This is a genomic window from Pseudomonas sp. SAR267 (genome assembly GCF_052077595.1).
Classification (GTDB): domain Bacteria; phylum Pseudomonadota; class Gammaproteobacteria; order Pseudomonadales; family Pseudomonadaceae; genus Aquipseudomonas; species Aquipseudomonas vlassakiae.
Genome location: NZ_JBQIHU010000001.1, coordinates 4,931,407 through 4,954,037, shown reverse-complemented (window position 1 = coordinate 4,954,037; position 22,631 = coordinate 4,931,407). Strand labels below are relative to the sequence as shown.

At 62.2% G+C, this 22,631-nt stretch carries 23 protein-coding genes; 5 read left to right on the top strand and 18 right to left on the bottom strand.

Going from position 1 to position 22,631, the window contains the following annotated elements; all coding sequences use genetic code 11:
- Positions 1 to 226: 226 nt before the first annotated feature.
- Genes ACTORR_RS23170 through sdhC form a run of 4 tightly spaced genes read right to left on the bottom strand, consistent with a single transcriptional unit; the run spans position 227 to position 3,467 of the window.
- On the bottom strand, positions 227 to 931 hold the full coding sequence (locus tag ACTORR_RS23170; RefSeq protein ID WP_012315348.1) for a succinate dehydrogenase iron-sulfur subunit: 705 nt from the start codon (positions 929 to 931) through the stop codon (positions 227 to 229).
- Positions 932 to 942: 11 nt separating this feature from the next.
- Positions 943 to 2,715, bottom strand: coding sequence for a succinate dehydrogenase flavoprotein subunit (gene sdhA / locus ACTORR_RS23165; protein WP_099814143.1), 1,773 nt, complete (start codon positions 2,713 to 2,715; stop codon positions 943 to 945).
- Positions 2,716 to 2,718: 3 nt separating this feature from the next.
- A complete protein-coding gene (gene sdhD / locus ACTORR_RS23160; protein ID WP_027921320.1) occupies positions 2,719 to 3,087 on the bottom strand; it encodes a succinate dehydrogenase, hydrophobic membrane anchor protein in 369 nt (122 codons plus the stop codon).
- Positions 3,081 to 3,467, bottom strand: coding sequence for a succinate dehydrogenase, cytochrome b556 subunit (gene sdhC / locus ACTORR_RS23155; protein WP_012315350.1), 387 nt, complete (start codon positions 3,465 to 3,467; stop codon positions 3,081 to 3,083). The genes sdhD and sdhC overlap by 7 nt, the downstream gene beginning before the upstream one ends.
- A 350-nt stretch (positions 3,468 to 3,817) precedes the next feature.
- Here sdhC and gltA point away from each other — a divergent pair, with 350 nt between their 5' ends.
- Positions 3,818 to 5,107 carry a citrate synthase gene (gene gltA / locus ACTORR_RS23150; protein ID WP_054884059.1) on the top strand — a complete coding sequence of 430 codons (1,290 nt, stop codon included), beginning with the start codon at positions 3,818 to 3,820 and terminating at the stop codon, positions 5,105 to 5,107.
- Between the two features lie 179 nt (positions 5,108 to 5,286).
- Here the strand turns inward: gltA and ACTORR_RS23145 are convergent, their stop codons facing one another.
- The 9 genes from ACTORR_RS23145 to ACTORR_RS23105 form a co-directional block, all read right to left on the bottom strand.
- Positions 5,287 to 5,892 carry an START domain-containing protein gene (locus ACTORR_RS23145; RefSeq protein ID WP_054884060.1) on the bottom strand — a complete coding sequence of 202 codons (606 nt, stop codon included), beginning with the start codon at positions 5,890 to 5,892 and terminating at the stop codon, positions 5,287 to 5,289.
- 33 nt (positions 5,893 to 5,925) lie between these two features.
- A complete protein-coding gene (locus ACTORR_RS23140; RefSeq protein ID WP_054884061.1) occupies positions 5,926 to 6,180 on the bottom strand; it encodes a YkgJ family cysteine cluster protein in 255 nt (84 codons plus the stop codon).
- A 124-nt stretch (positions 6,181 to 6,304) separates the two neighbouring features.
- Positions 6,305 to 6,769 carry a hypothetical protein gene (locus ACTORR_RS23135; RefSeq protein WP_313365864.1) on the bottom strand — a complete coding sequence of 155 codons (465 nt, stop codon included), beginning with the start codon at positions 6,767 to 6,769 and terminating at the stop codon, positions 6,305 to 6,307.
- Between the two features lie 67 nt (positions 6,770 to 6,836).
- Positions 6,837 to 8,279: an aminotransferase-like domain-containing protein gene (locus ACTORR_RS23130; RefSeq protein ID WP_054884063.1), complete on the bottom strand. Its 1,443-nt coding sequence runs from the start codon at positions 8,277 to 8,279 to the stop codon at positions 6,837 to 6,839.
- Positions 8,280 to 8,480: 201 nt separating this feature from the next.
- Positions 8,481 to 9,293, bottom strand: a complete 813-nt coding sequence (locus tag ACTORR_RS23125) for an OmpA family protein (protein ID WP_054884064.1) — start codon at positions 9,291 to 9,293, stop codon at positions 8,481 to 8,483.
- A complete protein-coding gene (locus ACTORR_RS23120) occupies positions 9,290 to 9,643 on the bottom strand; it encodes a DUF4398 domain-containing protein (RefSeq protein ID WP_054884065.1) in 354 nt (117 codons plus the stop codon). The genes ACTORR_RS23125 and ACTORR_RS23120 overlap by 4 nt, the downstream gene beginning before the upstream one ends.
- Before the next feature lie 9 nt (positions 9,644 to 9,652).
- Positions 9,653 to 10,474 (bottom strand): substrate-binding periplasmic protein, encoded by an 822-nt coding sequence (locus ACTORR_RS23115; protein ID WP_054884066.1) that lies wholly within the window; start codon positions 10,472 to 10,474, stop codon positions 9,653 to 9,655.
- 79 nt (positions 10,475 to 10,553) lie between these two features.
- Positions 10,554 to 11,483 (bottom strand): electron transfer flavoprotein subunit alpha/FixB family protein, encoded by a 930-nt coding sequence (locus ACTORR_RS23110; protein WP_054884067.1) that lies wholly within the window; start codon positions 11,481 to 11,483, stop codon positions 10,554 to 10,556.
- Entirely contained in the window at positions 11,484 to 12,233 is a 750-nt protein-coding gene (locus tag ACTORR_RS23105; RefSeq protein ID WP_054884068.1) for an electron transfer flavoprotein subunit beta/FixA family protein, read from the bottom strand.
- A 531-nt stretch (positions 12,234 to 12,764) separates the two neighbouring features.
- Between ACTORR_RS23105 and ACTORR_RS23100 the strand changes: the two genes are divergently transcribed.
- On the top strand, positions 12,765 to 14,447 hold the full coding sequence (locus ACTORR_RS23100; RefSeq protein WP_099814148.1) for an electron transfer flavoprotein-ubiquinone oxidoreductase: 1,683 nt from the start codon (positions 12,765 to 12,767) through the stop codon (positions 14,445 to 14,447).
- Positions 14,448 to 14,518: 71 nt separating this feature from the next.
- Here ACTORR_RS23100 and ACTORR_RS23095 read toward each other — a convergent pair whose 3' ends face one another.
- The 5 genes from ACTORR_RS23095 to ACTORR_RS23075 form a co-directional block, all read right to left on the bottom strand.
- On the bottom strand, positions 14,519 to 14,920 hold the full coding sequence (locus ACTORR_RS23095) for a type II TA system antitoxin MqsA family protein (RefSeq protein WP_054884070.1): 402 nt from the start codon (positions 14,918 to 14,920) through the stop codon (positions 14,519 to 14,521).
- 1 nt (position 14,921) lies between these two features.
- Complete coding sequence (locus ACTORR_RS23090; protein WP_054884071.1) at positions 14,922 to 15,218, bottom strand: type II toxin-antitoxin system MqsR family toxin; 297 nt, start codon at positions 15,216 to 15,218, stop codon at positions 14,922 to 14,924.
- A 94-nt stretch (positions 15,219 to 15,312) separates the two neighbouring features.
- Complete coding sequence (locus tag ACTORR_RS23085; protein WP_313365204.1) at positions 15,313 to 16,638, bottom strand: MFS transporter; 1,326 nt, start codon at positions 16,636 to 16,638, stop codon at positions 15,313 to 15,315.
- Between the two features lie 70 nt (positions 16,639 to 16,708).
- Complete coding sequence (locus ACTORR_RS23080; RefSeq protein ID WP_054884073.1) at positions 16,709 to 17,188, bottom strand: response regulator; 480 nt, start codon at positions 17,186 to 17,188, stop codon at positions 16,709 to 16,711.
- Between the two features lie 171 nt (positions 17,189 to 17,359).
- Positions 17,360 to 17,836, bottom strand: coding sequence for a sigma-70 family RNA polymerase sigma factor (locus tag ACTORR_RS23075; protein WP_054884074.1), 477 nt, complete (start codon positions 17,834 to 17,836; stop codon positions 17,360 to 17,362).
- Between the two features lie 204 nt (positions 17,837 to 18,040).
- Here ACTORR_RS23075 and ACTORR_RS23070 point away from each other — a divergent pair, with 204 nt between their 5' ends.
- Genes ACTORR_RS23070 through ACTORR_RS23060 form a run of 3 tightly spaced genes read left to right on the top strand, consistent with a single transcriptional unit; the run spans position 18,041 to position 22,582 of the window.
- Entirely contained in the window at positions 18,041 to 19,198 is a 1,158-nt protein-coding gene (locus ACTORR_RS23070) for an efflux RND transporter periplasmic adaptor subunit (RefSeq protein WP_054884075.1), read from the top strand.
- Positions 19,199 to 21,163: a MacB family efflux pump subunit gene (locus ACTORR_RS23065; protein WP_313365203.1), complete on the top strand. Its 1,965-nt coding sequence runs from the start codon at positions 19,199 to 19,201 to the stop codon at positions 21,161 to 21,163.
- Between the two features lie 3 nt (positions 21,164 to 21,166).
- Positions 21,167 to 22,582 carry an efflux transporter outer membrane subunit gene (locus ACTORR_RS23060; protein ID WP_313365202.1) on the top strand — a complete coding sequence of 472 codons (1,416 nt, stop codon included), beginning with the start codon at positions 21,167 to 21,169 and terminating at the stop codon, positions 22,580 to 22,582.
- Positions 22,583 to 22,631 lie beyond the last annotated feature (49 nt).

The window sequence follows — 22,631 nt, the reverse complement described above, 5'->3', positions numbered from 1 at the left end:
GGGACTGATCGGCGAGAGCCACAGCAAACCTGGAAAAGTCCAAATAAAGCGACTGAACCACGCCACTTGGATCCTGCTGATTTTCCGGGTACCAGCCCGGAAAGCCCCTGCTGGTCTCATATCTTCATAGGTATCGAGCGCGGGCTTTTTGGGTCCTTGCTCAGGTTTTACCTCAGTGCGGGCTCAGCGCCCGCACCTCGGCTTACTGCAGTTACAACGCTTTGTATCAGGTGCCGCTTTGCAGCAGCATGTTACGTACGTGACCGATTGCCTTGGTCGGGTTCAGACCCTTCGGGCAAACGTTGACGCAGTTCATGATCCCGCGGCAGCGGAATACGCTGAACGGGTCATCCAGGGACGCCAGGCGCTCCTGGGTCTTGGTGTCACGGCTGTCGGCCAGGAAACGGTAGGCCTGCAGCAGAGCGGCCGGGCCCAGGAACTTGTCCGGGTTCCACCAGAACGACGGGCAGGAGGTCGAGCAGCAGGCGCACAGGATGCACTCGTACAGACCGTCCAGCTTGTCACGGTCTTCCGGCGACTGCAGACGCTCGATGGCCGGAGCCGGCGTATCGTTCTGCAGGAACGGCTTCACCTTCTCGTATTGCTTGTAGAAGATGCTCATGTCGACCACCAGGTCACGAATGACCGGCAGGCCTGGCAGTGGACGCAGAACCAGCTTGTTGCCCTTGACCACGCCCGACAGCGGGGTGATGCAGGCCAGGCCGTTCTTGCCGTTCATGTTCATGCCATCGGAACCGCAAACGCCTTCGCGGCAGGAGCGACGGTACGAGAAGCCCTCGTCCTTTTCCTTGATCAGCGCCAGCACGTCCAGCACCATCAGGTCCTTGCCACCGGTATCGACGTCGAACGACTCCATCTTGGGCGCCGAGTCGGTGTCCGGGTTGTAACGATAAACTTCGACTTTCAACATAGCAGCCACCCTTAGTAAGTCCGGACTTTTGGTTCGAAGGCTGGAACAGTCTTCGGCGCAAAGTTGACACCACGCTTGGCGACGCGCTTCTCACCCGGGTAGTACAGGGTGTGGCACAGCCAGTTTTCGTCGTCACGGTCTTCGAAGTCTTCACGGGCGTGAGCGCCGCGGGACTCTTTACGGGCTTCGGCCGCAATGGCGGTAGCTTCGGCGACTTCCAGCAGGTTCTGCAGCTCCAGCGCTTCGATACGCGCGGTGTTGAAGGCCTGGGACTTGTCGTTGATCTTGACGTTGGCGATGCGCTCACGCAGGCCAGCCAGCTGCTCGATACCCTTTTGCATGTATTCGCCAGTACGGAATACACCGAAGTAGTTCTGCATGCAGCTCTGCAGCTCACGCTTCAGGCTGGCAACGTCTTCACCGGAAGTACGCTCGTTGAGCTTGTTCAGGCGGTTCAGGGCCACATCGATATCGGTATCGCTGGCGTCGCGGTATTCCACGCCTTCGCTCAGCGACTTCTCCAGGTGCAGGCCGGCGGCACGGCCGAACACCACCAGGTCGAGCAGCGAGTTGCCGCCCAGGCGGTTGGCACCGTGTACCGATACGCACGCCACTTCACCTACGGCGAACAGGCCTGGAATGATCTGGTCCTTGCCTTCGGCGTCCATGGTGATGGCCTGGCCATGAATGTTGGTGGCAACGCCGCCCATCATGTAGTGGCAGGTCGGAACGACCGGGACCGGCGCGACGACCGGGTCGACGTGGGCGAAGGTCTTGGACAGTTCGCAGATGCCTGGCAGGCGGCTGTGCAGCACTTCCTCGCCCAGGTGGTCCAGCTTCAGCAGTACGTGGTCCTTGTTCGGGCCCACACCGTTGCCGGCGATGATTTCCTTGACCATGGAACGGGCGACCACGTCGCGGCCGGCCAGGTCCTTCGCGTTCGGCGCGTAACGCTCCATGAAGCGCTCGCCGTGGGCGTTGATCAGGTAGCCACCTTCACCGCGGCAACCTTCGGTGACCAGTACACCGGCGCCGGCGATGCCGGTCGGGTGGAACTGCCACATTTCGATGTCCTGTACCGGTACGCCTGCACGCAGGGCCATGCCGATACCGTCACCGGTGTTGATCAGGGCGTTGGTGGTGGAGGCGTAGATACGGCCGGCACCGCCAGTGGCCAGTACGGTGGCCTTGGACTTGATGTACAGGGTTTCGCCGGTTTCGATGCAGATCGCGATCACACCCACGAATGCGCCGTCCTGGTTCTTCACCAGGTCAACGGCGTAGTACTCGTTGAGGAAGGTGGTGCCGGCCTTGAGGTTGCCCTGGTACAGGGTGTGCAGCAGCGCGTGACCGGTACGGTCGGATGCAGCACAGGTACGGGCGGCCTGGCCACCTTTACCGAAGTCCTTGGACTGGCCACCGAACGGGCGCTGGTAGATGCGGCCGGTTTCGGTACGGGAGAACGGCAGGCCCATGTGGTCCAGCTCGAAGACCGCAGCCGGGCCTTCCTGACACATGTATTCGATAGCGTCCTGGTCACCGATGTAGTCGGAACCCTTGACGGTATCGTACATGTGCCAGCGCCAGTCGTCGTTCGGGTCGGCCGAAGCGATGGCGCAGGTGATGCCGCCCTGGGCGGATACAGTGTGCGAACGGGTCGGGAAGACCTTGGTGACTACGGCAGTCTTGTGACCGCCCTGGGCCAGCTGCAGCGCTGCGCGCATGCCGGCACCGCCGCCACCGATGATGATGGCGTCGAAGGAAATGGTTGGAATGCTAGCCATGGATCAGATACCCCAGAGAATCTGCACACCCCAGACGAAGTAAGCGAACATCGCAACGCCGCATACCGCCTGGAACAGGAAACGAATCGCAGTCGCCGACTTGCCGAACGACATCGGCGTCAGGTAGTCGGTGGCGATGGTCCACATGCCGACCCAGGCGTGAGCGCCAAGGGCAACCAGGGCCAGCAGACTGAAGATCCGCATCGCGTTATTGGAGAACAGACCATGCCACTGGGTGTAGTCGATGCCTGGGTGGCAGACCACGTAGCCGATCAGGAAAATGAAGTAAGCCGCGAGAACGACCGCCGATACGCGCTGCGCCATCCAGTCATAGAGGCCCGAACGCGACAGGTTCGTGACATTGGTTACCATACCCAAACTCCCACCAGAACGATCAGCACCACGGAGATGACGATCACGATTTTCGAGCCCAGCTTGCCGCCTTCCAGCGTCTCACCGATGCCCATGTCCATGATCAGGTGGCGTACACCTGCCACGAGGTGATAAAGCAGGGCGGACAGCAGGCCCCAGGTCACGAACTTGGCCAGCGGGCTGGTCAGACACGCCTTCACCTCACCGAAGCCTTCCTCGGAACCCAGCGACTTGCCCAGTGCATAAAGCATGATGGCAAGGCCGAGGAACAGGATGACGCCGGAGATACGGTGCAGAATGGACGTGTACGCAGTGACAGGAAGCTTGATGGTCCTTAGGTCTAGGTTTACAGGTCGTTGGCTTTTCACGGCTTTTTTCACACTGAAGAGCCCCTAGCGAATCAGGGCAAAGTTGTTGGTAAGTGTACTGGTCAGGTACCCACCACCCAGGGAACGGCGACCCCAGCAGTTCGGGCTTGCAAGCCCATGGGAGTCGGGTGCCGAGTATAGACAGTTAGGCTGCTTATGACAACGTGACGGGGTAGCCCAAATAGCGGATTGCCTTTAGCGAACAAAAGGCGTAAATGGGCGAGAATTTCGTGAAAAATCAGGCCTCGAAGGCCGTTTCAACCAGCCTTTAGGCAAATTGACATTCGAATTTACTTCTCTATAGTGGTGCGGGCCCTGCGTGGGGGGCTGTCTGATGATTTCAAGCATTAATAGGAGGCCACATGGCTGACAAAAAAGCGCAGTTGGTCATCGAGGGCGCTGCCCCCGTCGAGCTGCCCATTTTAACCGGCACCGTTGGTCCTGATGTAATCGACGTCCGCGGGTTGGGGGCCACTGGTCACTTCACCTTCGATCCTGGTTTCATGGCGACTGCCTCGTGCGAGTCGAAGATCACCTATATCGACGGCGACAAGGGCGTGCTGCTGCACCGCGGCTACCCGATCGAACAGCTCGCCGAGCAATCGGATTACCTGGAAACCTGCTACCTGCTGCTCAACGGCGAATTGCCGAATGCCGAGCAGAAGGCCCAGTTCGTCAGCACCGTCAAGAACCACACCATGGTTCACGAACAGCTGAAGTCCTTCTTCAACGGTTTCCGCCGTGACGCACACCCGATGGCGGTGATGTGCGGCGTGGTCGGCGCCCTCTCGGCGTTCTACCACGACTCCCTGGACATCAATAACCCGCAACACCGCGAAATCTCCGCGGTGCGCCTGGTCGCCAAGATGCCGACCCTGGCCGCAATGGTTTACAAGTACTCCATGGGCCAGCCGATGATGTACCCGCGCAACGACTTGTCGTACGCGGAAAACTTCCTGCACATGATGTTCAACACTCCGTGCGAGATCAAACCGATCAGCCCGGTACTGGCCAAGGCAATGGACCGGATCTTCATCCTCCACGCCGACCACGAGCAGAACGCCTCCACCTCGACCGTGCGCCTGGCAGGCTCCTCGGGTGCCAACCCGTTCGCCTGTATCGCTGCCGGCATCGCAGCACTGTGGGGCCCGGCCCACGGCGGCGCGAACGAAGCGGTGCTGACCATGCTCGATGAAATTGGCGATGTCTCGAACATCGACAAGTACATCGCCAAGGCCAAGGACAAGAACGACCCATTCAAGCTGATGGGCTTCGGTCACCGCGTTTACAAGAACCGTGACCCGCGCGCCACCGTGATGAAGAAGACCTGTGACGAAGTCCTGGGCGAGCTGGGCATCAAGAACGATCCGCAGCTGGAACTGGCCATGCGCCTGGAAGAGATCGCCCTGACCGATCCGTACTTCATCGAGCGCTCGTTGTACCCGAACGTCGACTTCTACTCGGGCATCATCCTGAAGGCGATCGGCATTCCGACCAGCATGTTCACCGTGATCTTCGCCCTGGCACGCACCGTGGGCTGGATCTCGCACTGGAAAGAAATGCTCTCCAGCCCGTACAAGATCGGCCGCCCTCGCCAGCTCTACACCGGCGAACTGCAGCGCGACATCGTCGAGCTGAAAGACCGCAAGTAAGCCTTACCAGCCGAACGCAAAAGGCTGCCCTCGGGCAGCCTTTTTTATTGTTCAAAATCTGAACGCTTTCGCAGACTCTGTGGGAGCGGGCGAGCCCGCGAACACCGGCAAAGCCGGTGCGAAGCACTGCATCGCCTGTTTCGCGGGCACGCCCGCTCCCACATGAACCGCGCCAGGCTTCAGTTCTTCTCGGCCCGCTCGCGCAGCGCCTTGAGGGTATTGAACGGCGAATCGACCACGAACTTGTTGGCGATCATCGACGGCACGCTGCCGCCCGGCTCGGTGTGCACCTGGTAAGTCACTTCGGTACTGTCACCCTTGGGCACCAGCTTCCAGAAACCTTCCACCTTCGCCACCCGCACAAAGCCCTTTTCTTCCGGGATATACGTTGGCTCTTCTTTGAGGTTTCGCGTCAAGCTGCCATCCGCACCCTTGACCGTGGTCACGTGCAACACCGAGTCCCGGGGCGTCACCGGCCACGGCGTATTGAACTGGGTATAGGTCCAGCTCTGGTCGCCTTCGTGCTTGAGCAGCTTTTGTGACTTGCATTCGTGAATCCACGAGCAAGCCCCTGCCGCATCCTCCTGCAGCGCCTGCACCTTGGCCAATGGCGCCTTGATGACGGTCACGCCCTGGTAGGCCTTGTACTTGGAGCCCGGCACCTCACTGAGCGAGACCTTGATACCCTCCTCGTCCTTGGCCACCTGCCAGTTCTCGGCCCAGGCAGCCGGCGCCATCAGGACACCCATGCCACACAGCAGTGCAATACGCTTGAACGATCTCATCATGTTTATCCTTGTTGTCGAAGATCCAGCCTCTCACGCCGCCGTTATCTGCTCCCACCAGCCCAGAATCCTGATTGCCTCGTCGCGGTTACTGCCGCACACCTCGATATCGGCCTTGAACCCACCGCACACCGCCGGCCGCTCGGGCTTGCCGAACAGGTCACAAAGGTTTTCAGGCGTCAGGTGCAGGCAGCGCTCGCCCGCCGGCTTGCCCTGAGGCATGCGCGGCATCGCCGAGCTGATGGATGGGGCGATGCAGCAGGCACCACAACCCTCACGACACTTCATGGCTGAATCAGGACTCCCTGGAACAAAACGGGACGAACGTCCCTGGATAGTAACCGCTCAAACATACGTTTGAAATTGCTGGCCCGATGAAATCTGCCGTGACCCAGCAGTCAGTTGCGCCTGATCAATTGCGGAACTGGAAATCGATTGCCGCACCTTCCACATCGTGGCGACTATCGTTGCGCAGCTGCAGCTGCATCTCGTTGCTGATCAAACGGCCATTGAGCTGGAACGGACTGTCGCTGGATTCCGGTTTTTCCGCGAACATGGCGGGTAGCAACGGCTTGCGACGAGTCGTTGGATCGCCGACTTCAGGCTCGAGATTGTTGACCATGTCGGTCGGCAGGCTCAAGTCCAGCCTGGCCTTGGGCAACGGCTGCGTGACCGCCTTGCTGACCGGCTTGGCTTTGACTTTGGCCTTGCTGGCGGCCGGCTTGGCCTTTGCTGCCGGCTTCGCTGGCACCTTGCCTGCTGCCTTGCCATGCCCCGCCTGCACCTGGCCAGCAGGCTGGGCAGCCTGAACCACACCACAAGGCAGGTAGAACGGGGCAATACAGATAAGCAGGGCAGCGCTACGCAACAGGTTCATGGAGATCGACAGGCAGACGGGGCTGGAAAAGTGCGTATGCTCCCCGTTCCGCCCGCCGCTGGCAAGCCTACAAAAGTGAGGACTGCGATTCTCTGCATAATTGCTGGGCCAACAGGCCAAGCGTGATAACCGCTCGCTCGGCCTCCTTGTTCCATGGAATGCCACAGTTGAGCCGGATGCAATGGTTGAACTGTTCGGTGTTACTGAAGATCAACCCGGGCGCGATACTGATGCCCTGCTCCAGCGCACGCACATGCAACTCTTGGGTATTGACCCGCCCCGGCAGGCTGACCCAGAGGATGAAACCGCCGGTTGGCCGGGTCATCTGGGTGCCCTCCGGGAAGTGCTGCTGCACCGCCAGCTGGTAGGCGCTGAGGTTCTTGCGGTACTCCTGGCGGATATAGCGCAGGTGCCGGTCGTAGCCACCGTTCTCCAGGTACGCCGCCACGCCCATCTGCGTCACGCTGCACGCAGAATGAGTGGTGAAGGTCTGCAGGCGCTGGATTTCATCCTGGTAACGCCCTGCCACCATCCAGCCAACCCGCACCCCGGGCGAAAGGGTCTTGGAAAAGCTCGAGCAATAGATGACCCGGTCCAGCCGGTCGAAGGCCTTGAGCGCCTTGGTCTTGCCCTGCTCGAACATCAACTCGCCATAGATGTCGTCTTCGACGATCTGGATATCGAAGTCCGACGCCAGGCGCAGCAACTGTTTCTGTCGCTCCTCAGGCACCGTACCACCCAGCGGATTGCTGAGGCGCGTGGTGAGCACCAAGGCCTTGATCGACCACTGGTTGGCGGCCAACTGCAATGCTTCAAGGCTGATGCCAGTGGACGGGTCACTGGGGATTTCGATGACCTTCAGCCCCAGCAGGTCCGCCAACTGCAACAGCCCGTAATAGGTAGGCGACTCGGCTGCGATCAGGTCCCCCGGGCGGGTCAGTACCCGCAGCGACATCTGCAAGGCATCGACACAACCATGTGTGACGATCACCTCACGCGGGTCGACCAGCACACCGGCATCGCGCATGCGGATTGCGATCTGCCTGCGCAGTGGCTCGAAGCCAGGGCTGAACATATAGCTGAAGGCACGAGGGCTGTGAAAGCGGGTGACCTTGGCGATCTGCTGATGCAGCGCACGCACCGGCAGGTAGTCGACGTGCGGCACGGCGGCACCGAACGGGAACACACCATCGCGACGCGCCTCGGTCAGCACCTGCTGAATGATGCTGGCCCGGGTAACCAGCCCAGGGCGTTCGACGCGAGCGATATCCGGGGTCTGCGCAGTCAGGGCGGGGGTCTGGTGCACATAGTAGCCCGACTGCGGCCGGGCCCGGATCAAACCCTGATCCTCGAGATTGGCGTAGGCCTGCAACACCGTGGCATGGCTGACGTTGAGCTGGGCACTCATCTTGCGCACGGACGGTACGCGCTCACCTGGCTGATAGACACCGCGACGGATGTCATCGGCCAGTTGCTGGGCGATGCGCTGGTACAGCAGCAGGTTGGTCATGGCGGTATCTCGATGCGCAGGCGGCCTGTTGTTCTTGTACGACTTACTGACGGTAGAGCATACCGTAACAGTTGCAAAGTGTACTGGGACAGATGGCAAGTAAGTCAACAATACAGTGTGTGACCACCATCTAAATGATTAACCTCAGGACCGACCCGCACTCGCAAAAAGGGCCGCTAAGCGGCCCTTGGTGTTTCGAAGTCAGCGTGCTGGCGCAAGCCTGCCCTTATCGTCAGAGAAGACGATTTCCACCCGGCGGTTCTGCGCCCTGCCCCGCTCCGACGCATTGGCCTCGATCGGGTATTGGTCGCCATAACCTTCGACCTGCATGCGCTTCTCATCGATCCCCAGGTCGACCAGCATGTCAGCCACCGACTGGGCACGATCGCGCGACAGCTTGAGGTTGTCCTCAGGCGCGCCAGTGCTGTCGGTATAGCCTTCGATCCGCACCACGCGGCGCGGATTGAGCTGGAGGAACTGCACCAGCTTGAGCACGGTGCGGCTGGCCGAGTTCTTCAGGTCGGCACTGCCGGTATCGAACAGCACATCGCTCAGGGTCATCACCAGACCTCGGTCGGCCTGCTCCGAGGCCAATGCGGCAATCTGGTTCTCCACCCACTTGCCCTGCTGCTGCACACTGGCCAATTTGGCTTCTCGCAAGGCAAGCTGGAGACGCTGGCGCTCAAGGTCGAGCTTGGCCCGACGCTCCTCGCTCAGCGCCAGCTTGGCATGCTCGCTGGCGATCTCACTGTAGCGCTGGCTCAGGTAGGCATAGTGGCGCACGTCGCTGCCCGTACCAATGTAGCCGGAGAGGCGCTCGGCGCGGGACAGCGATTCACCGGCACGAAGCACGTCACGCGGGGCGCTGCGCAGTACGTCGGCATCGTCCTTGACCTTCTGGAAGGCCACCGTCGCATCATCCAGCGCCGCCCCACTGCGCTGGCTGGCACAGCCCTGCAAGCCAGCCGACAGCACCAGCAGTGCCAGTACGGCTTTCGCATTGAGGTTGATCATGGCTGCACCTCCAACTGCTTGCGCAAGCGCTTGACCCGCGACTGCAGCAACTGAAGCTGCTCCTCGCTCTTCTGGTTCAGCACCTGAGCCTCGGCCAGGCGGGCGTCCAGTTCGGCCTGCTCGGCACGCATGCGTGCGTCACGGTAGTCTTCGGTCAGCATGTTGGTCTTGGCCCGGGCGAACTTGTCTTCGGCCAGCTTGAGCGCCTCGACCTGGTCGCTGGCACCAACTGCCTTGGCCTGCTCCAGCGCCTGCTCGGTAATGCGCATCTGCTCATTGGGCGCCGGGTCGTTGGCGCAGCCTGCCAGGCCGAGCATGGCCACGGCCAGGATAAGGGATTGGGTTCTCACACACTCTTCCTAATGTTTTGGGGCGTCCGCCTGCACTTGCATCTGCGCTTTCCAGCGCTCGACATTACGCTGCAGCACGGCTTCGGACGCACCGGAGACCGGCAATTCTGTCAGTTTTTTCGCCAATTGCCCACGCAGCCACGCATCATTGCAAGCCGAATTATGCGACACGGCCAGGTACAGGCCTGGGCGGTCGACCGGCAAGCCGCGGGCGATGAGGTTATTGCTCATGCCCAGGCTCTGGGTCATTGCCATGCCCGAGTAGCGCCCGGCCAGCACATAATCGACCTGGCCCAGCACCAGTTTCTGGAAGGCCTGGGTGAGGTTCTGCGCCGGATCCAGCTTCAACTGGGCCTTGGCGAAAGCGGTGAATGCCGGCGTCAGGCGCGCGCGTTCGGAGAGGCTGCCCTGATACCTGGCCAGGTCTGCCGGGCCGTCGAACTCCAGCGTGGCATCGTGGCGGGTCCAAACCAGGTATTCATTGAGCTGCAACGGCGGATGGATGTAGTCCAGCGCAGTCAACTGCTCCACTTGCATGGGGGTGTCGAGCAGCAAATCCATGCGCCCGCTGCGCACCTCCTCCAGCGCCTGATCGCGCCGACCGGCACTGAGCACCTCGACTTTCACGCCCAATTCGCCGAGGACCTGGCGCAACAGGTCGACATTGGCGCCAACCAGGTGTTTCGGGTCGAGCGGGTCCTGCCAGGAATAGGGTGGTGCGTCCGGGCTGCCAGTGGCCACCAGGCGCTCGCATTTGCCTGCCGCCATCACCGTCGGCGACAGCAGCGCCACCATGCATGCCAGCACCCTGCCCGCTTCGCGCAATACCATCCTTCACTCCTTGCCCTGCAACAAAAAAGCCCGGCCCTCAGTGCGAGGGCCGGGCTTCTTTATAAGTGAAGCAGGCGGATCAGACCAGCTTTTCCAGCTCTGGAACGGCCTCGAAGAGGTCGGCAACCAGGCCGTAATCGGCCACCTGGAAGATCGGTGCTTCTTCATCCTTGTTGATCGCGACGATCACCTTGGAGTCCTTCATGCCCGCCAGGTGCTGGATCGCGCCGGAAATACCAACGGCGATGTACAGCTGAGGTGCGACGATCTTGCCGGTCTGGCCGACCTGCATGTCGTTCGGCACGAAGCCTGCGTCGACCGCGGCGCGCGAGGCACCGACAGCAGCGCCGAGCTTGTCGGCCAGGCTGTACAGGTGCTTGAAGTTGTCACCGTTGCCCATGCCACGGCCGCCGGACACGACGATCTTGGCAGCGGTCAGCTCTGGGCGGTCGGACTTGGCCAGCTCTTCGCCAACGAAGGCCGAGATACCCGCGTTGTGCGCAGCGCTGACAGCCTCCACGGCAGCCGAACCACCTTCGGCGGCCACGGCGTCGAAACCAGTGGTACGCACAGTGATGACCTTGATGGCGGCGCTCGATTGCACGGTGGCAATGGCGTTACCGGCGTAGATCGGGCGCTTGAAGGTATCGGCGGACTCGACCGAGATGATCTCGGAGATCTGGTCCACGTCCAGCAGCGCAGCGACGCGTGGCAGGATGTTCTTGCCATTGGTGGTGGCCGGAGCCAGTACGTGGCTGTAACCCTTGGCCAGCTCGACGATCAGCGGCGCGACGTTTTCCGGCAGCACATGGGCGTAGGCGGCGTTATCGGCAACCAGCACCTTGGCAACGCCAGCGATCTTGGCGGCGGCTTCGGCGACGCCACCAACATTTGCGCCCGCGACCAGTACATGGATATCACCACCGATCTTGGCGGCAGCGGCGACGGTGTTCAGGGTGGCCGGGGCTACGGCACCGTTCTCGTATTCAGCGACAACCAGGATAGTCATTTAGATTACCTTCGCTTCGTTCTTCAGCTTCTCGACCAGTTCGGCCACCGATTTGACCTTGATGCCAGCGCTGCGTGCAGCCGGCGCTTCGACTTTCAGGGTCTTGTTGGTGGAGGCGAGGGAAACGCCCAGCGCGTCTGGAGTGAGGGTTTCCAGCGGTTTCTTCTTGGCCTTCATGATGTTCGGCAGCGACGCGTAGCGTGGCTCGTTCAGGCGCAGGTCGGTGGTGACGATGGCCGGCAGGTTCAGCGAAACGGTCTGCAGGCCGCCGTCGATTTCGCGAGTGACGTTCAGCTTGTCGCCAGCGACTTCGACCTTGGAGGCGAAGGTGCCCTGGGCGAAGCCGGTCAGCGCGGCCAGCATCTGGCCGGTCTGGTTGTTGTCACTGTCGATGGCTTGCTTGCCGAGGATGACCAGCTGAGGCTGCTCCTTGTCGACAACGGCTTTCAGCGCCTTGGCCACGGCCAGGGAATTCAGCTCGTCAGCGGCTTCGACCAGGATGGCGCGATCGGCACCCAGGGCCAGGGCGGTACGCAGTTGCTCCTGGGCGGTGGTCGGGCCAACGGAAACCACGACGATCTCGGTCGCCACGCCCTTTTCCTTCAGGCGGACGGCTTCTTCGACGGCGATTTCGCAGAAGGGGTTCATGGACATCTTGACGTTAGCAAGGTCGACGCCGGAGTTGTCCGCCTTGACGCGAACCTTGACGTTGTAGTCGACCACTCGTTTGACAGCTACAAGAACCTTCATGGATTCCTCGTTACTCTCCGGTGAATAGATAGTCGCCTGGGGCAGAGCCCGGCGATGCGCGTGGGTACAAGGGCACCTCTGAAAACGTACCGGGAGGGGCAAACTTCATGCTGACCGAACAGTCTTGTCGCGACTGTTGCGGCAAATACCCACGGGTCATTTTCTGTGGTGGCGTGTAAACTCCACTACAAACCGGCCAAAGGCCGCAAAACCCTGCTCCACACCTGGTCTTTAGAGGTGTACCTGCGCCCGGCTGCAAGCCTACGGCGAACGTAAAACCGCTCGTATCTTGACCGCAACACCCAATCCGGTCAATACGGCAAATCGGTCACCTTCCAGCCGCGTTCCAGTGATTTTACTGGGCTCCGGCAAATTCAAACAAACGTTTGTATTGGACCCGCCAAGTGGTGTAGATATAATGCGCGCCAAGACAAAACGGTGTAGTCCGCCCTTTGCGTAGCTACAGTTTCGCGCCAGTGAAGCGCCGCTGCACGCAAGCATCCATAAGACAAAGCAACAGCACGAGCCTTGATGAGTAGGAGAGAACCTGTGGAACGCGAATACATGGAATTCGACGTGGTCATCGTCGGCGCAGGCCCTGCGGGCTTGTCCGCCGCCTGCCGCCTGAAGCAGAAGGCCGCCGAAGCCGGTAGCGAGATCAGCGTCTGCGTGGTGGAAAAAGGCTCCGAAGTAGGTGCTCATATTCTCTCAGGCGCGGTGTTCGAACCCCGCGCCCTGAACGAGCTGTTCCCCGACTGGAAGGAACTTGGCGCGCCGCTCAACACCGAAGTGAAGCGCGACGATATCTATGTGCTGAAAAGTGCCGACAGCTCGACCAAGGTCCCCGACCTGTTCGTGCCCAAGACCATGCACAACCACGGCAACTACATCATTTCCCTGGGCAACCTGTGCCGCTGGCTGGCCCAGCAGGCCGAAAACCTGGGCGTGGAAATCTACCCGGGCTTCGCCGCCCAGGAAGCGCTGTTCGACGAAAACGGCGTGGTTCGCGGCATCGTCACCGGCGACCTGGGTGTCGACCGCGAAGGCAATCCCAAGGACGGCCTGTATACCCCGGGCATGGAACTGCGTGCCAAGTACACCCTGTTCGCCGAAGGCTGCCGCGGCCATATCGGCAAGCAGCTGATCAAGCGCTTCAACCTCGACAGCGAAGCCGACGTCCAGCACTACGGCATCGGCCTGAAGGAAATCTGGGAAATCGACCCGGCCAAGCACGAGCAAGGCCTGGTGGTGCACACTGCTGGCTGGCCGCTGGACGTGACCAGCAAGGACAACACCGGCGGTTCGTTCCTCTATCACCTGGAAAACAACCAGGTGGTGGTCGGCCTCATCGTCGACCTCTCCTACGCCAACCCGTACCTGTCGCCATTCGATGAATTCCAGCGCCTCAAGCACCACCCGGTGATGAGCCAGTACCTCGAAGGCGGCAAGCGCATCAGCTATGGTGCCCGCGCCATCTGCAAGGGCGGCCTGAACTCGCTGCCGAAAATGGTCTTCAACGGCGGCGCGCTGATCGGTTGCGACCTCGGCACCCTGAACTTCTCCAAGATCAAGGGCAGCCATACCGCGATGAAGTCCGGCATGCTCGCCGCCGAGGCAGTGGCTGACGCACTGGCTGCCGGCCGCGAAGGTGGCGACCTGCTCGATGGCTATGTCAGCGCGTTCAAGGCCAGCTGGCTGTACGAAGAACTGTTCGCCAGCCGCAACTTCGGCCCGGCACTGCACAAGTTCGGCCCGCTGCTCGGTGGCGCCTTCAACTATGTCGACCAGAACTGGTTCAACGGCAAGCTGCCGTTCACCCTGCACGACACCAAGCCAGACTACGCCTGCCTCAAGCTCGCCGCCGAGTCGAAGAAGATCGACTACCCGAAACCGGACGGCAAGCTCAGCTTCGACAAGCTCAGCTCGGTATTCCTCTCCAGCACCAACCACGAAGAGGAGCAACCCTGCCACCTGAAGCTGACCGACCCGAACGTACCGATCGCCAGCAACCTGCCGCTGTACGACGAACCCGCCCAGCGTTACTGCCCGGCAGGCGTGTACGAAGTGGTCAGCCAGGAAGACGGCAGCAAGCGCTTCCAGATCAACGCGCAGAACTGCGTACACTGCAAGACCTGCGACATCAAGGACCCGGCCCAGAACATCACTTGGGTCACCCCTGAAGGCGCTGGTGGGCCGAACTACCCGAACATGTAAGGCCGCTGCTTGCAGCAACAAAAAAAGCCCCCGGCTTTCACGAGCCGGGGGCTTTTTGTTGCCTGGCACCATCAGGCAGTGCGCACTTCCTCAAACAGCTCTGGGTGGCGATCCAGCAGCTTGAGCAGTTTCACCAGCGCCACAGGTGGTGTGGTCTTGCCGTTTTCATAACGAGAGAAGGCATTGACCCCGCCACCGAAGATTTCACCCGCCTCACGCTGGTCGAGGTCGAACTTTCTACGCATGGATGCGATGAACGAGGGATCGACAACGGCTGCATTGACTCTTCGCTCGAAGGCCGACATCAAGTCGCTGATCCGCTGCGCTTCTTCCATGCTCAAGACGGCCTCACCACAGGCCGGACAGTAATCACCGAAAACATCGGGGATGACGGTCGATTCGCCTTTGTAGCGATAGGGCATGCCTTGGGACTGAGCAACCAGCTCCGCTCCTCCGCACAGAGGACATTTCATATCACAGCTCCTTGAAAGACACGATGAGCAGATCGTCAACCACCATCAACTTGAGGTAGACCCTGCCAACCGTTGTTTGAGCACGGTAGACGTCCTGCCAAACACGGTGATCGGTGTAAGTCGTCATGCTCTTGTAAAAATCACTGGGCAAAAGCTTTCGTACGATGCTTAGCATTTCATAGGGGCCTACCCCTAGCGCCTGCGCCCCGCGAGTGGCAGCGCGAGTAGTACGTACCTTGCCCGCGCTCAAAAGCGCCTGTACGTGCTCCAGCGGGCAATGAGGCGTTCTCTTTTCCATGAGAAATTAACCTTCCAGGTTAAATTTGGCTAATAGGTTATTCCAATAACCACCGCCTGGAAGTCTGCCTCAACGCCCCGCCACCCCTACTGACTCATTTGTCACCGCACATGATCGGCATAGGCTCGGCAGCAAATGCCAATGGCTCACGACGCCCGAAATACAAGGCAGTCAACAGCCCCACCGTGCCCATGATCAGACAGAAACCGACACACACCCACGGGCTCCACGGCATCAGTGCAATCAACGCCAGCGGCGTGGTGCTGGCCCACAGGGCATAAGCCACGTTGTACGTGAAGGAAATCCCTGAAACGCGGATTTCGGCCGGGAACAGCCCGACCATCACCGACGGCACCACGCCCACCACACCGCAGGCCAGCCCAGCCAGCGCATAGGCCAGCCAGGTCACGCCCCACTGCCCCACCAGGCTGGCGTACAGCGCACCGATGCCCAACGGCAGCAACACGCTGTAGATCATCAGTGCGCGCCAGGCGCCCAGACGGTCGACCAGCAGCCCGGCCAGCACACAGCCGATATTGAGGAAGACGATGCCCACGCTGCTCAAGGCGAAGGTATGCCCCGCCGTCATGCCGAAGCGTTGCTGCATGACTGTCGGGGTAATCACTACCAGTACCACTACCGCGGAGGTCAGTACGCAGGTCAGCAGTGCCGCCGGGATCAACGCCGAGCGGTGCTCGCCCAGCACCCGCCGCAGCGGAAACCTGACGGGTTGCTCCTGGCGCTCACGCAAGGCCAGGAACACCGGGGTCTCGCTGAGCCAGCGGCGCAGCCACACACCGATCACGCCAAACACCCCACCGAGCAGGAATGGGTAACGCCAGGCGTAATCGAGAATCTCCTGCGGCGTGAACACTTGCGCCAGCGCTGTCGCCGTCAGCGCCCCCAGCAGGTAGCCAAAGGTCAGCCCCGCCTGCAGGAAGCCCAACGCATAACCACGACGTGCGTTTGGCGCATGCTCGGCGACGAAGGTCCACGCGCTCGGCACCTCACCCCCTACGGCGGCACCCTGCAGGATGCGCAGCGCCAACAAAATCAGCGGCGCCGCATAGCCAATGTCGGCATAGGTCGGCATCACCCCGATCAGCAGGCATGGCAAGGCCATCATCAGGATGCTCAGGCTGAACACCCGCTTGCGCCCGAGATGGTCGGCGAAGTGGGCCATCAGGATGCCGCCCAACGGCCTTGCCAGGTAACCGGTGACGAAGATGCCGAAGCTCTGCAGCAAGCGCAGCCACTCGGGCATCTGAGGCGGGAAGAACAGCTGGCTGAGGGTCAGGGCAAAGAACACGAAGATGATGAAATCGTAGATTTCCAGTGCGCCGCCCAGTGCCGCCAGGCCCAGGGTCCGGTGGTCGCTACGGCTGAACCGGGGCGGGCGAGCGGTATCGATGGCAGTCATGGCAGGGGTCCGCAGATCGGCAAAGGGCAAGAGGATAGCAAATGCTCGCCGCCTTGCCCCAGCAACGCCATCAACGGCTGAACACGGTGTGGCCGAAGTTCCTCGGCTTGCGCGGCGGTACCGGGCCACCCTTGAGCCCGGAAGGCAGGGCAATCTTGCCGACCAGCACGGGGCTGTCGATGATTGCCATGAAGGATTGCAGTGCCTCGTTATCCGGTACCTGGGGCAGGCTCACACTGACGGCCTGGCGCTCGGTCTGCGGCACGACAGGCACTTTCAGGTGTTGCGAATGGTAAAGCAAGGCATGCTGAATCTGCGCATTGACCCGGCAGAACCGTGCCAGGTCGACGCCGGCATGGCTGGCCAGCTCGATATTGCCCAGCAGCAGGTTGAACGGTTGCAAGGCGCACTGCACCAGCCGCTGCAACTCTTCAAAGGACTCGACCGGGGCAATCCGGTAGTAGCCAAGGCCATTGAGCAGTTTTTCCAGCTGCAGGCGCTGGTGCGGGTGCTCGTCGGCTATCAGGATGCGCAGGGTCTTGTTTGTCATTGTCGGACCTGGGCCGTCAGGTGAATGAGGGACAGCTCCCTGACCGAACTGCGCCAGCAACAGGCAACCACCAGGGCTGCGCCTGGAGGGGTCAATCTAGATAGTTGTCGGGAAACGGGGAGAAATCAAGTGGCCATCACACAGAATTTTCACCTGCCCTTCACTGCGGATTCAGGACTCCCACAGCCGCATGCGCACACGGCAGTGCTTCATGGCGTTGACGATGTGCTTCTCCACCAGGCTGCGGGAAATACCCAGGCGCTCGGCAATCTGCTGGTGAGAAAGACCATCGAGCTTGCGCAACAGAAAGCACTCCCGGCACACACTGCTCAGCTCATCGAGGGCCTTTTGCATCATGGCCAGGCGCTGGTCGAGCTGCAGGTCCTGCTGCAATTCCGCGCTGAGGAAGCGCCCATCGGTATCCAGCGCATCCAGGGATTCGGCCTGACGCACCTGGTGGCGCCGGTGCCGGTCGATCACCAGGTTGAGCGCGGTTCGGTAAAGGAACGCTCGCGGATGCTCGATCTGCCCGCTGTCGGTACGTTCCAGCACTCGCAGATAGGCATCGTGGGCAACGTCCTCCGCTGCCTGGCGATTGCCCAGGCGCGCACTCAGGAAGCTCACCAGTTCGCGATAATAATGTTCCACAACAGCACCTGAAATCGTCCTTGCAACCCATGTGCGGGACTGAGTGATACCGGGCTGTGATAGTACAAATTATAACTATTCTCAGCAACACACCCTCCACCCTCTCGTTCAGGTTAAATCCACCCGGCCAGCCTTCGTTTATCTGGGACTTCGGTGCGTGCCACGATTGGCAGCGCGTGACCACTACCCTGGCTGGAAGTCCGCATGAGCCGTTTAACCTCCACCCGCCGCCAGTTGATTCTCGCTGGCCTGGGCCTGCTTGGCCTGGGCTGCCTGCTGGCCTGGCAAACCCTGCCCATGGGGGCGCAACCGCTCGCTACCGTCACGGTCACCCGGGCAGACATCGAAAGCAGCGTCACGGCTCTGGGCACCTTGCAGCCCCGGCGTTATGTAGATGTGGGCGCCCAGGCCTCGGGGCAGATCCGCACCTTGCACGTGGAAGCCGGCGACCCGGTGCGCAAGGGGCAGCTGCTGGTCGAAATCGACCCGTCCACCCAGCAGGCGCGGCTGGACGCCGGGCGCTTCTCGATCGACAACCTCAAGGCCCAGCTCGCCGAACAGCGAGCGCAGTTCGAGCTGGCCGACCGACAGCTCAAGCGCCAGCGCGAGCTTGCCGCCGCCGGCGCTACCCGCGATGAGGACATCCAGGCCGCTGTTGCCCAGCTCAAGGTCACCCAGGCGCGAATCGACATGTTTCAGGCACAGATCCGCCAGGCTCAGGCCAGCCTGCGCAGCGCCGAGGCGGAACTGGGCTACACGCGTATCTATGCGCCGATGGATGGCACGGTGGTCGCCGTCGACGCCCGCGAAGGCCAGACCCTCAACGCCCAGCAACAGACACCCTTGATCCTGCGCATCGCCAAGTTGTCGCCCATGACCGTGTGGGCGCAAGTCTCGGAAGCGGATATCGGCAAGGTAAAACCCGGCATGACCGCCTACTTCACCACGCTGTCCGGAGGCAGACGCCGCTGGAACAGCAAGGTGCGGCAAATCCTGCCGATCCCACCCAAACCACTGGAACAGACCAGTCAGGGTGGCGGCAGCCCGGTCAATGCTGCCAATCAAGTGGTGCAGTACACCGTGTTGCTCGATGTCGACAACCCGGATGGCGCGCTGATGGCCAACATGACCACCCAGGTATTCTTCGTCGCCGGCCAGGCCAGCCAGGTCCTGACCGTGCCACTGGCCGCGCTGGATGACAACGGCGGCCTGTCCATCGCGCGCGTGCTCGACCCGCACGGCAAGGTGGTGCAGCGCCAGGTGCGCACCGGTCTCAGCGACCGCCTGCGCGTTCAAGTGCTGGACGGGCTCAGCGAAGGTGAGCAACTGCTGATGGGCGCCCCCAGCGCCAGCGGAGGCTGAATGACTGCGCCGCTGATCGAGCTGGTCGATATCCGCAAATCCTACGGCGGCCAGGACAGCCCCAAGGTCGATGTGCTGCGCGGCATCAGCCTTAGCATCCAGCCCGGCGAGTTCGTCGCCATCGTGGGTGCGTCCGGGTCCGGGAAGTCGACCTTGATGAACATACTCGGCTGCCTCGATCGCCCGACGTCGGGCATTTACCGCTTCGCTGGCAAGCACGTGGCCGAGCTGGGCAACGACGAACTGGCCTGGTTGCGCCGCGAGGCGTTCGGCTTCGTGTTCCAGGGCTACCACCTGATCCCCTCCGGCTCGGCCCAAGAAAACGTCGAGATGCCGGCCATCTATGCCGGCACGCCCGCCAGCGAGCGGCACGCCCGTGCCGCCGCCCTGCTCGCCCGCCTGGGCCTGGCCAGCCGCAGCGCCAACCGCCCGCACCAGCTCTCGGGCGGCCAGCAGCAACGGGTGTCGATCGCCCGGGCACTGATGAACGGCGGCCATATCATCCTCGCCGACGAACCCACGGGGGCGCTCGACAGCCACAGCGGCACCGAAGTCATGGCGCTGCTCGACGAACTGGCCAGCCAGGGCCATGTGATCATCCTGATCACCCACGACCACAAGGTGGCGGCGCGTGCCCAGCGGGTGATCGAGATCCGCGACGGCCAGATGATCAGCGACAGCGCGACCGACCAGGCGCCTTGCCCTGCCCGCCAGACATTGCAAGCCGACGACCTGCGTCAGCGCCTCGACCGTGGCGCGACCCTGCGCGGGGCCTGGAAAGGCGAGGTGCTCGAAGCCTTGCAGGCTGCCTGGAGGGTCATGTGGGTGAATCGCTTTCGCACCGCCCTGACCCTGCTCGGTATCGTCATCGGGGTCGCGTCGGTGGTGGTCATGCTGGCCGTCGGCGAAGGCAGCAAGCGCCAGGTGATGGCGCAGATGGCCGCCTTCGGCTCGAACATCCTCTACCTCAACAGCAAGCCCGCCACACCGGGCGAACCTGCCGGCACGATTACCCTCGACGACGTCGCCGCCATTGGCCAGCTACCGCAGGTCCGGCAGATCATGCCGGTGCTGGGCGAAAAGGTGATGGTGCGCCATGGCAACAACAGCCAGCATTTCTACGTGGGCGGCAACAATAACCAGTTCCCGCTGATCTTCAACTGGCCGGCGGTGGCAGGGGCGTTCTTCACTGATGCCGACGAAGCCAGTGGCGCAGCGGTGGCTGTGATCGGTCAGAAAGTCCGGGAAAAAATGCTCGCGCCAGACCGCGACCCGCTTGGCCAGTACCTGCTGATAGGCAACGTGCCCTTCCAGGTCATTGGCATACTCGCCGGCAAAGGCGCGAGTTCCGGCGACCAGGATGCCGACGGACGCATCGTGGTGCCCTACTCGGCCGCGGCGATCCGCCTGTTCGGCCAGCGCGACCCCGACTACATCACCGTCGCCGCGGTCGACGCGGCGCGGGTCGATGAAACCGAGGCTGCCGTCGACCGCCTGCTGCGCCAGCGTCACCAGGGCCGTCACGATTTCGAACTGACCAACTCGGCCGCGCTGATCCAGGCCGAGGCACGTACCCAGAACAGCCTGTCGCTGATGCTCGGGGCGATTGCCGCGATTTCGCTGCTGGTCGGTGGCATCGGGGTGATGAACATCATGCTCATGACCGTGCGCGAACGCACCCGCGAGATCGGCATCCGCATGGCCACCGGCGCACGCCAGCACGACATCCTGCGCCAGTTCCTCAGCGAAGCGGTGATGCTGTCGATGGTCGGCGGCATGGCCGGCATCGGCCTGGCCCTGCTGATCGGCGGCGCCTTGATGCTGGGCCAGGTTGCCGTGGCCTTCACCCTGCCCGCCATGCTCGGTGCGTTCTCCTGCGCCGTTCTCACCGGCATCGTGTTCGGCTTCATGCCGGCCCGCAAAGCCGCCCGACTCGACCCTGTCAAAGCCCTCACCAGCGAATGACCCATGACCCTGCCAAGCCGCATCAGCCTGTTGTCCCTGTGCCTGGGCCTCGCCGCCTGCAGCCTGCCGCCCACGCCATCCAGCGGCATCGCTGCACCCACCGCCTGGCAAGGCGAAGCCCTCCAGCCTTCTGCCAGCCTGCCGTCGGCGCAGTGGTGGCAGGCCTTCGACAGCGCCGAACTGGACCGCCTGGTCGAACGCGCCCGGTCCAATGCCCATGACCTTGCCGCCGCCACCGCCCGCGTGCGCCAGGCCCAGGCCAAGGCGGTCATCGCCGGAGCGCCGCTATTGCCGGAGCTCAGCTTCGCCCTCGACGGCAGCCGCCAGCGCCTGTTGCATGGCGAGGGCTATGACCAGCTCGATGTCAGCAAGTACGAGCGAACCAGTACGTCGTTCGGCATGCAGTTGGTCGCCAGCTACGAGATCGACTTCTGGGGAGGCCTGCGCGCTGCACGTTCGAGCGCCCTGCACAGCCTCGACGCCAGCCGCTTCGATCGCCAGACGGTCGAACTGACACTGGTCAGCAGCGTGGCCAGCAGCTATCTGCAGGGCCTGGCCCTGGAAGAACAACTGCGCATTGCCCGCCTCAACCTGCGTAACGCCCGTGATGTCCTGGCGCTGGTCGAGGCACGTCAGCGCGCCGGCTCCGCGACACGCCTGGAACTGGCCCAGCAGCGCAGCCTGGTGGCCGCTCAGGCACGACAAGTGCCGCTGCTCGAACAGCAGTGGCAGGACAACCGCGTTACCCTGGCCACACTGCTGGGCGACCCGGTCCAGGCCCTGCCCACCACCGGAGAAGCGCTGGCAACCGTGAACTGGCCGCGCATTGGCAGCGGCGTACCCAGCGAACTGCTCGCCCGCCGCCCGGACATCGCCGCCGCCGAAGCACGCCTGGCCGCCGCCCACGCCAATGTGCAGGTGGCCAGGGTCGCCCTGCTGCCAAAAATGACCCTGGGCGCCAACATTGGCACCGGCGCACGCACCCTGCCCGAGGTCTTCGACAGCTCTTATTACACCCTGACCGCCGGCCTGGTCGCGCCGATCTTCAACAATGGCCGGCTGCGAGCGGGGCAACAGCTGGCCCAGGCCGAGCAGGACGAGCTGCTGGAAAGCTATCGCAGCAGCATCCTGGCCGGCTTCGCCGATGTCGAGAAGGCCCTCAATGCCATTCACGGCGTTGAACAACAGCGCCAGTGGCAGGACCAGGAAGTCGAACAGGCGCGCCTGGCCTTCGACCTGGCTCAACGGCGCTACGCGGCCGGCGCCGAGACCCTGCTGAGCGTGCTCGAAACCCAGCGCACGCTTTATCTCGCCCAGGACCAGCAAGCGCGGCTGCGCCTGGCTCGCCTGCAGGGCAGCGTGGCGTTGTACAAGGCACTAGGGGGTGGTTGGCAGTTGACGCATGGGGGAAAGGGCTGATTCACCCTGGGCATGAACAGGCCTGACAGGAGGGCCGCAACGCGGCCCT

What these genes read in the sequence shown, in the direction of transcription:
- ACTORR_RS23145 (WP_054884060.1), bottom strand. Translation starts at nt 5,892, where the DNA reads ATGAGATCGTTCAAGCGTATTGCACTGCTGTGTGGCATGGGTGTCCTG.
- ACTORR_RS23140 (WP_054884061.1), bottom strand. Translation starts at nt 6,180, where the DNA reads ATGAAGTGTCGTGAGGGTTGTGGTGCCTGCTGCATCGCCCCATCCATC.
- ACTORR_RS23100 (WP_099814148.1), top strand. Translation starts at nt 12,765, where the DNA reads ATGAGTAGGAGAGAACCTGTGGAACGCGAATACATGGAATTCGACGTG.
- sdhA (WP_099814143.1), bottom strand. Translation starts at nt 2,715, where the DNA reads ATGGCTAGCATTCCAACCATTTCCTTCGACGCCATCATCATCGGTGGC.
- gltA (WP_054884059.1), top strand. Translation starts at nt 3,818, where the DNA reads ATGGCTGACAAAAAAGCGCAGTTGGTCATCGAGGGCGCTGCCCCCGTC.
- ACTORR_RS23105 (WP_054884068.1), bottom strand. Translation starts at nt 12,233, where the DNA reads ATGAAGGTTCTTGTAGCTGTCAAACGAGTGGTCGACTACAACGTCAAG.
- ACTORR_RS23060 (WP_313365202.1), top strand. Translation starts at nt 21,167, where the DNA reads ATGACCCTGCCAAGCCGCATCAGCCTGTTGTCCCTGTGCCTGGGCCTC.
- ACTORR_RS23095 (WP_054884070.1), bottom strand. Translation starts at nt 14,920, where the DNA reads ATGAAATGTCCTCTGTGCGGAGGAGCGGAGCTGGTTGCTCAGTCCCAA.
- ACTORR_RS23130 (WP_054884063.1), bottom strand. Translation starts at nt 8,279, where the DNA reads ATGACCAACCTGCTGCTGTACCAGCGCATCGCCCAGCAACTGGCCGAT.
- ACTORR_RS23115 (WP_054884066.1), bottom strand. Translation starts at nt 10,474, where the DNA reads ATGGTATTGCGCGAAGCGGGCAGGGTGCTGGCATGCATGGTGGCGCTG.
- ACTORR_RS23125 (WP_054884064.1), bottom strand. Translation starts at nt 9,293, where the DNA reads ATGATCAACCTCAATGCGAAAGCCGTACTGGCACTGCTGGTGCTGTCG.
- ACTORR_RS23070 (WP_054884075.1), top strand. Translation starts at nt 18,041, where the DNA reads ATGAGCCGTTTAACCTCCACCCGCCGCCAGTTGATTCTCGCTGGCCTG.
- ACTORR_RS23170 (WP_012315348.1), bottom strand. Translation starts at nt 931, where the DNA reads ATGTTGAAAGTCGAAGTTTATCGTTACAACCCGGACACCGACTCGGCG.
- ACTORR_RS23065 (WP_313365203.1), top strand. Translation starts at nt 19,199, where the DNA reads ATGACTGCGCCGCTGATCGAGCTGGTCGATATCCGCAAATCCTACGGC.
- ACTORR_RS23080 (WP_054884073.1), bottom strand. Translation starts at nt 17,188, where the DNA reads ATGACAAACAAGACCCTGCGCATCCTGATAGCCGACGAGCACCCGCAC.
- ACTORR_RS23110 (WP_054884067.1), bottom strand. Translation starts at nt 11,483, where the DNA reads ATGACTATCCTGGTTGTCGCTGAATACGAGAACGGTGCCGTAGCCCCG.
- ACTORR_RS23090 (WP_054884071.1), bottom strand. Translation starts at nt 15,218, where the DNA reads ATGGAAAAGAGAACGCCTCATTGCCCGCTGGAGCACGTACAGGCGCTT.
- ACTORR_RS23085 (WP_313365204.1), bottom strand. Translation starts at nt 16,638, where the DNA reads ATGACTGCCATCGATACCGCTCGCCCGCCCCGGTTCAGCCGTAGCGAC.
- ACTORR_RS23135 (WP_313365864.1), bottom strand. Translation starts at nt 6,769, where the DNA reads ATGAACCTGTTGCGTAGCGCTGCCCTGCTTATCTGTATTGCCCCGTTC.
- sdhD (WP_027921320.1), bottom strand. Translation starts at nt 3,087, where the DNA reads ATGGTAACCAATGTCACGAACCTGTCGCGTTCGGGCCTCTATGACTGG.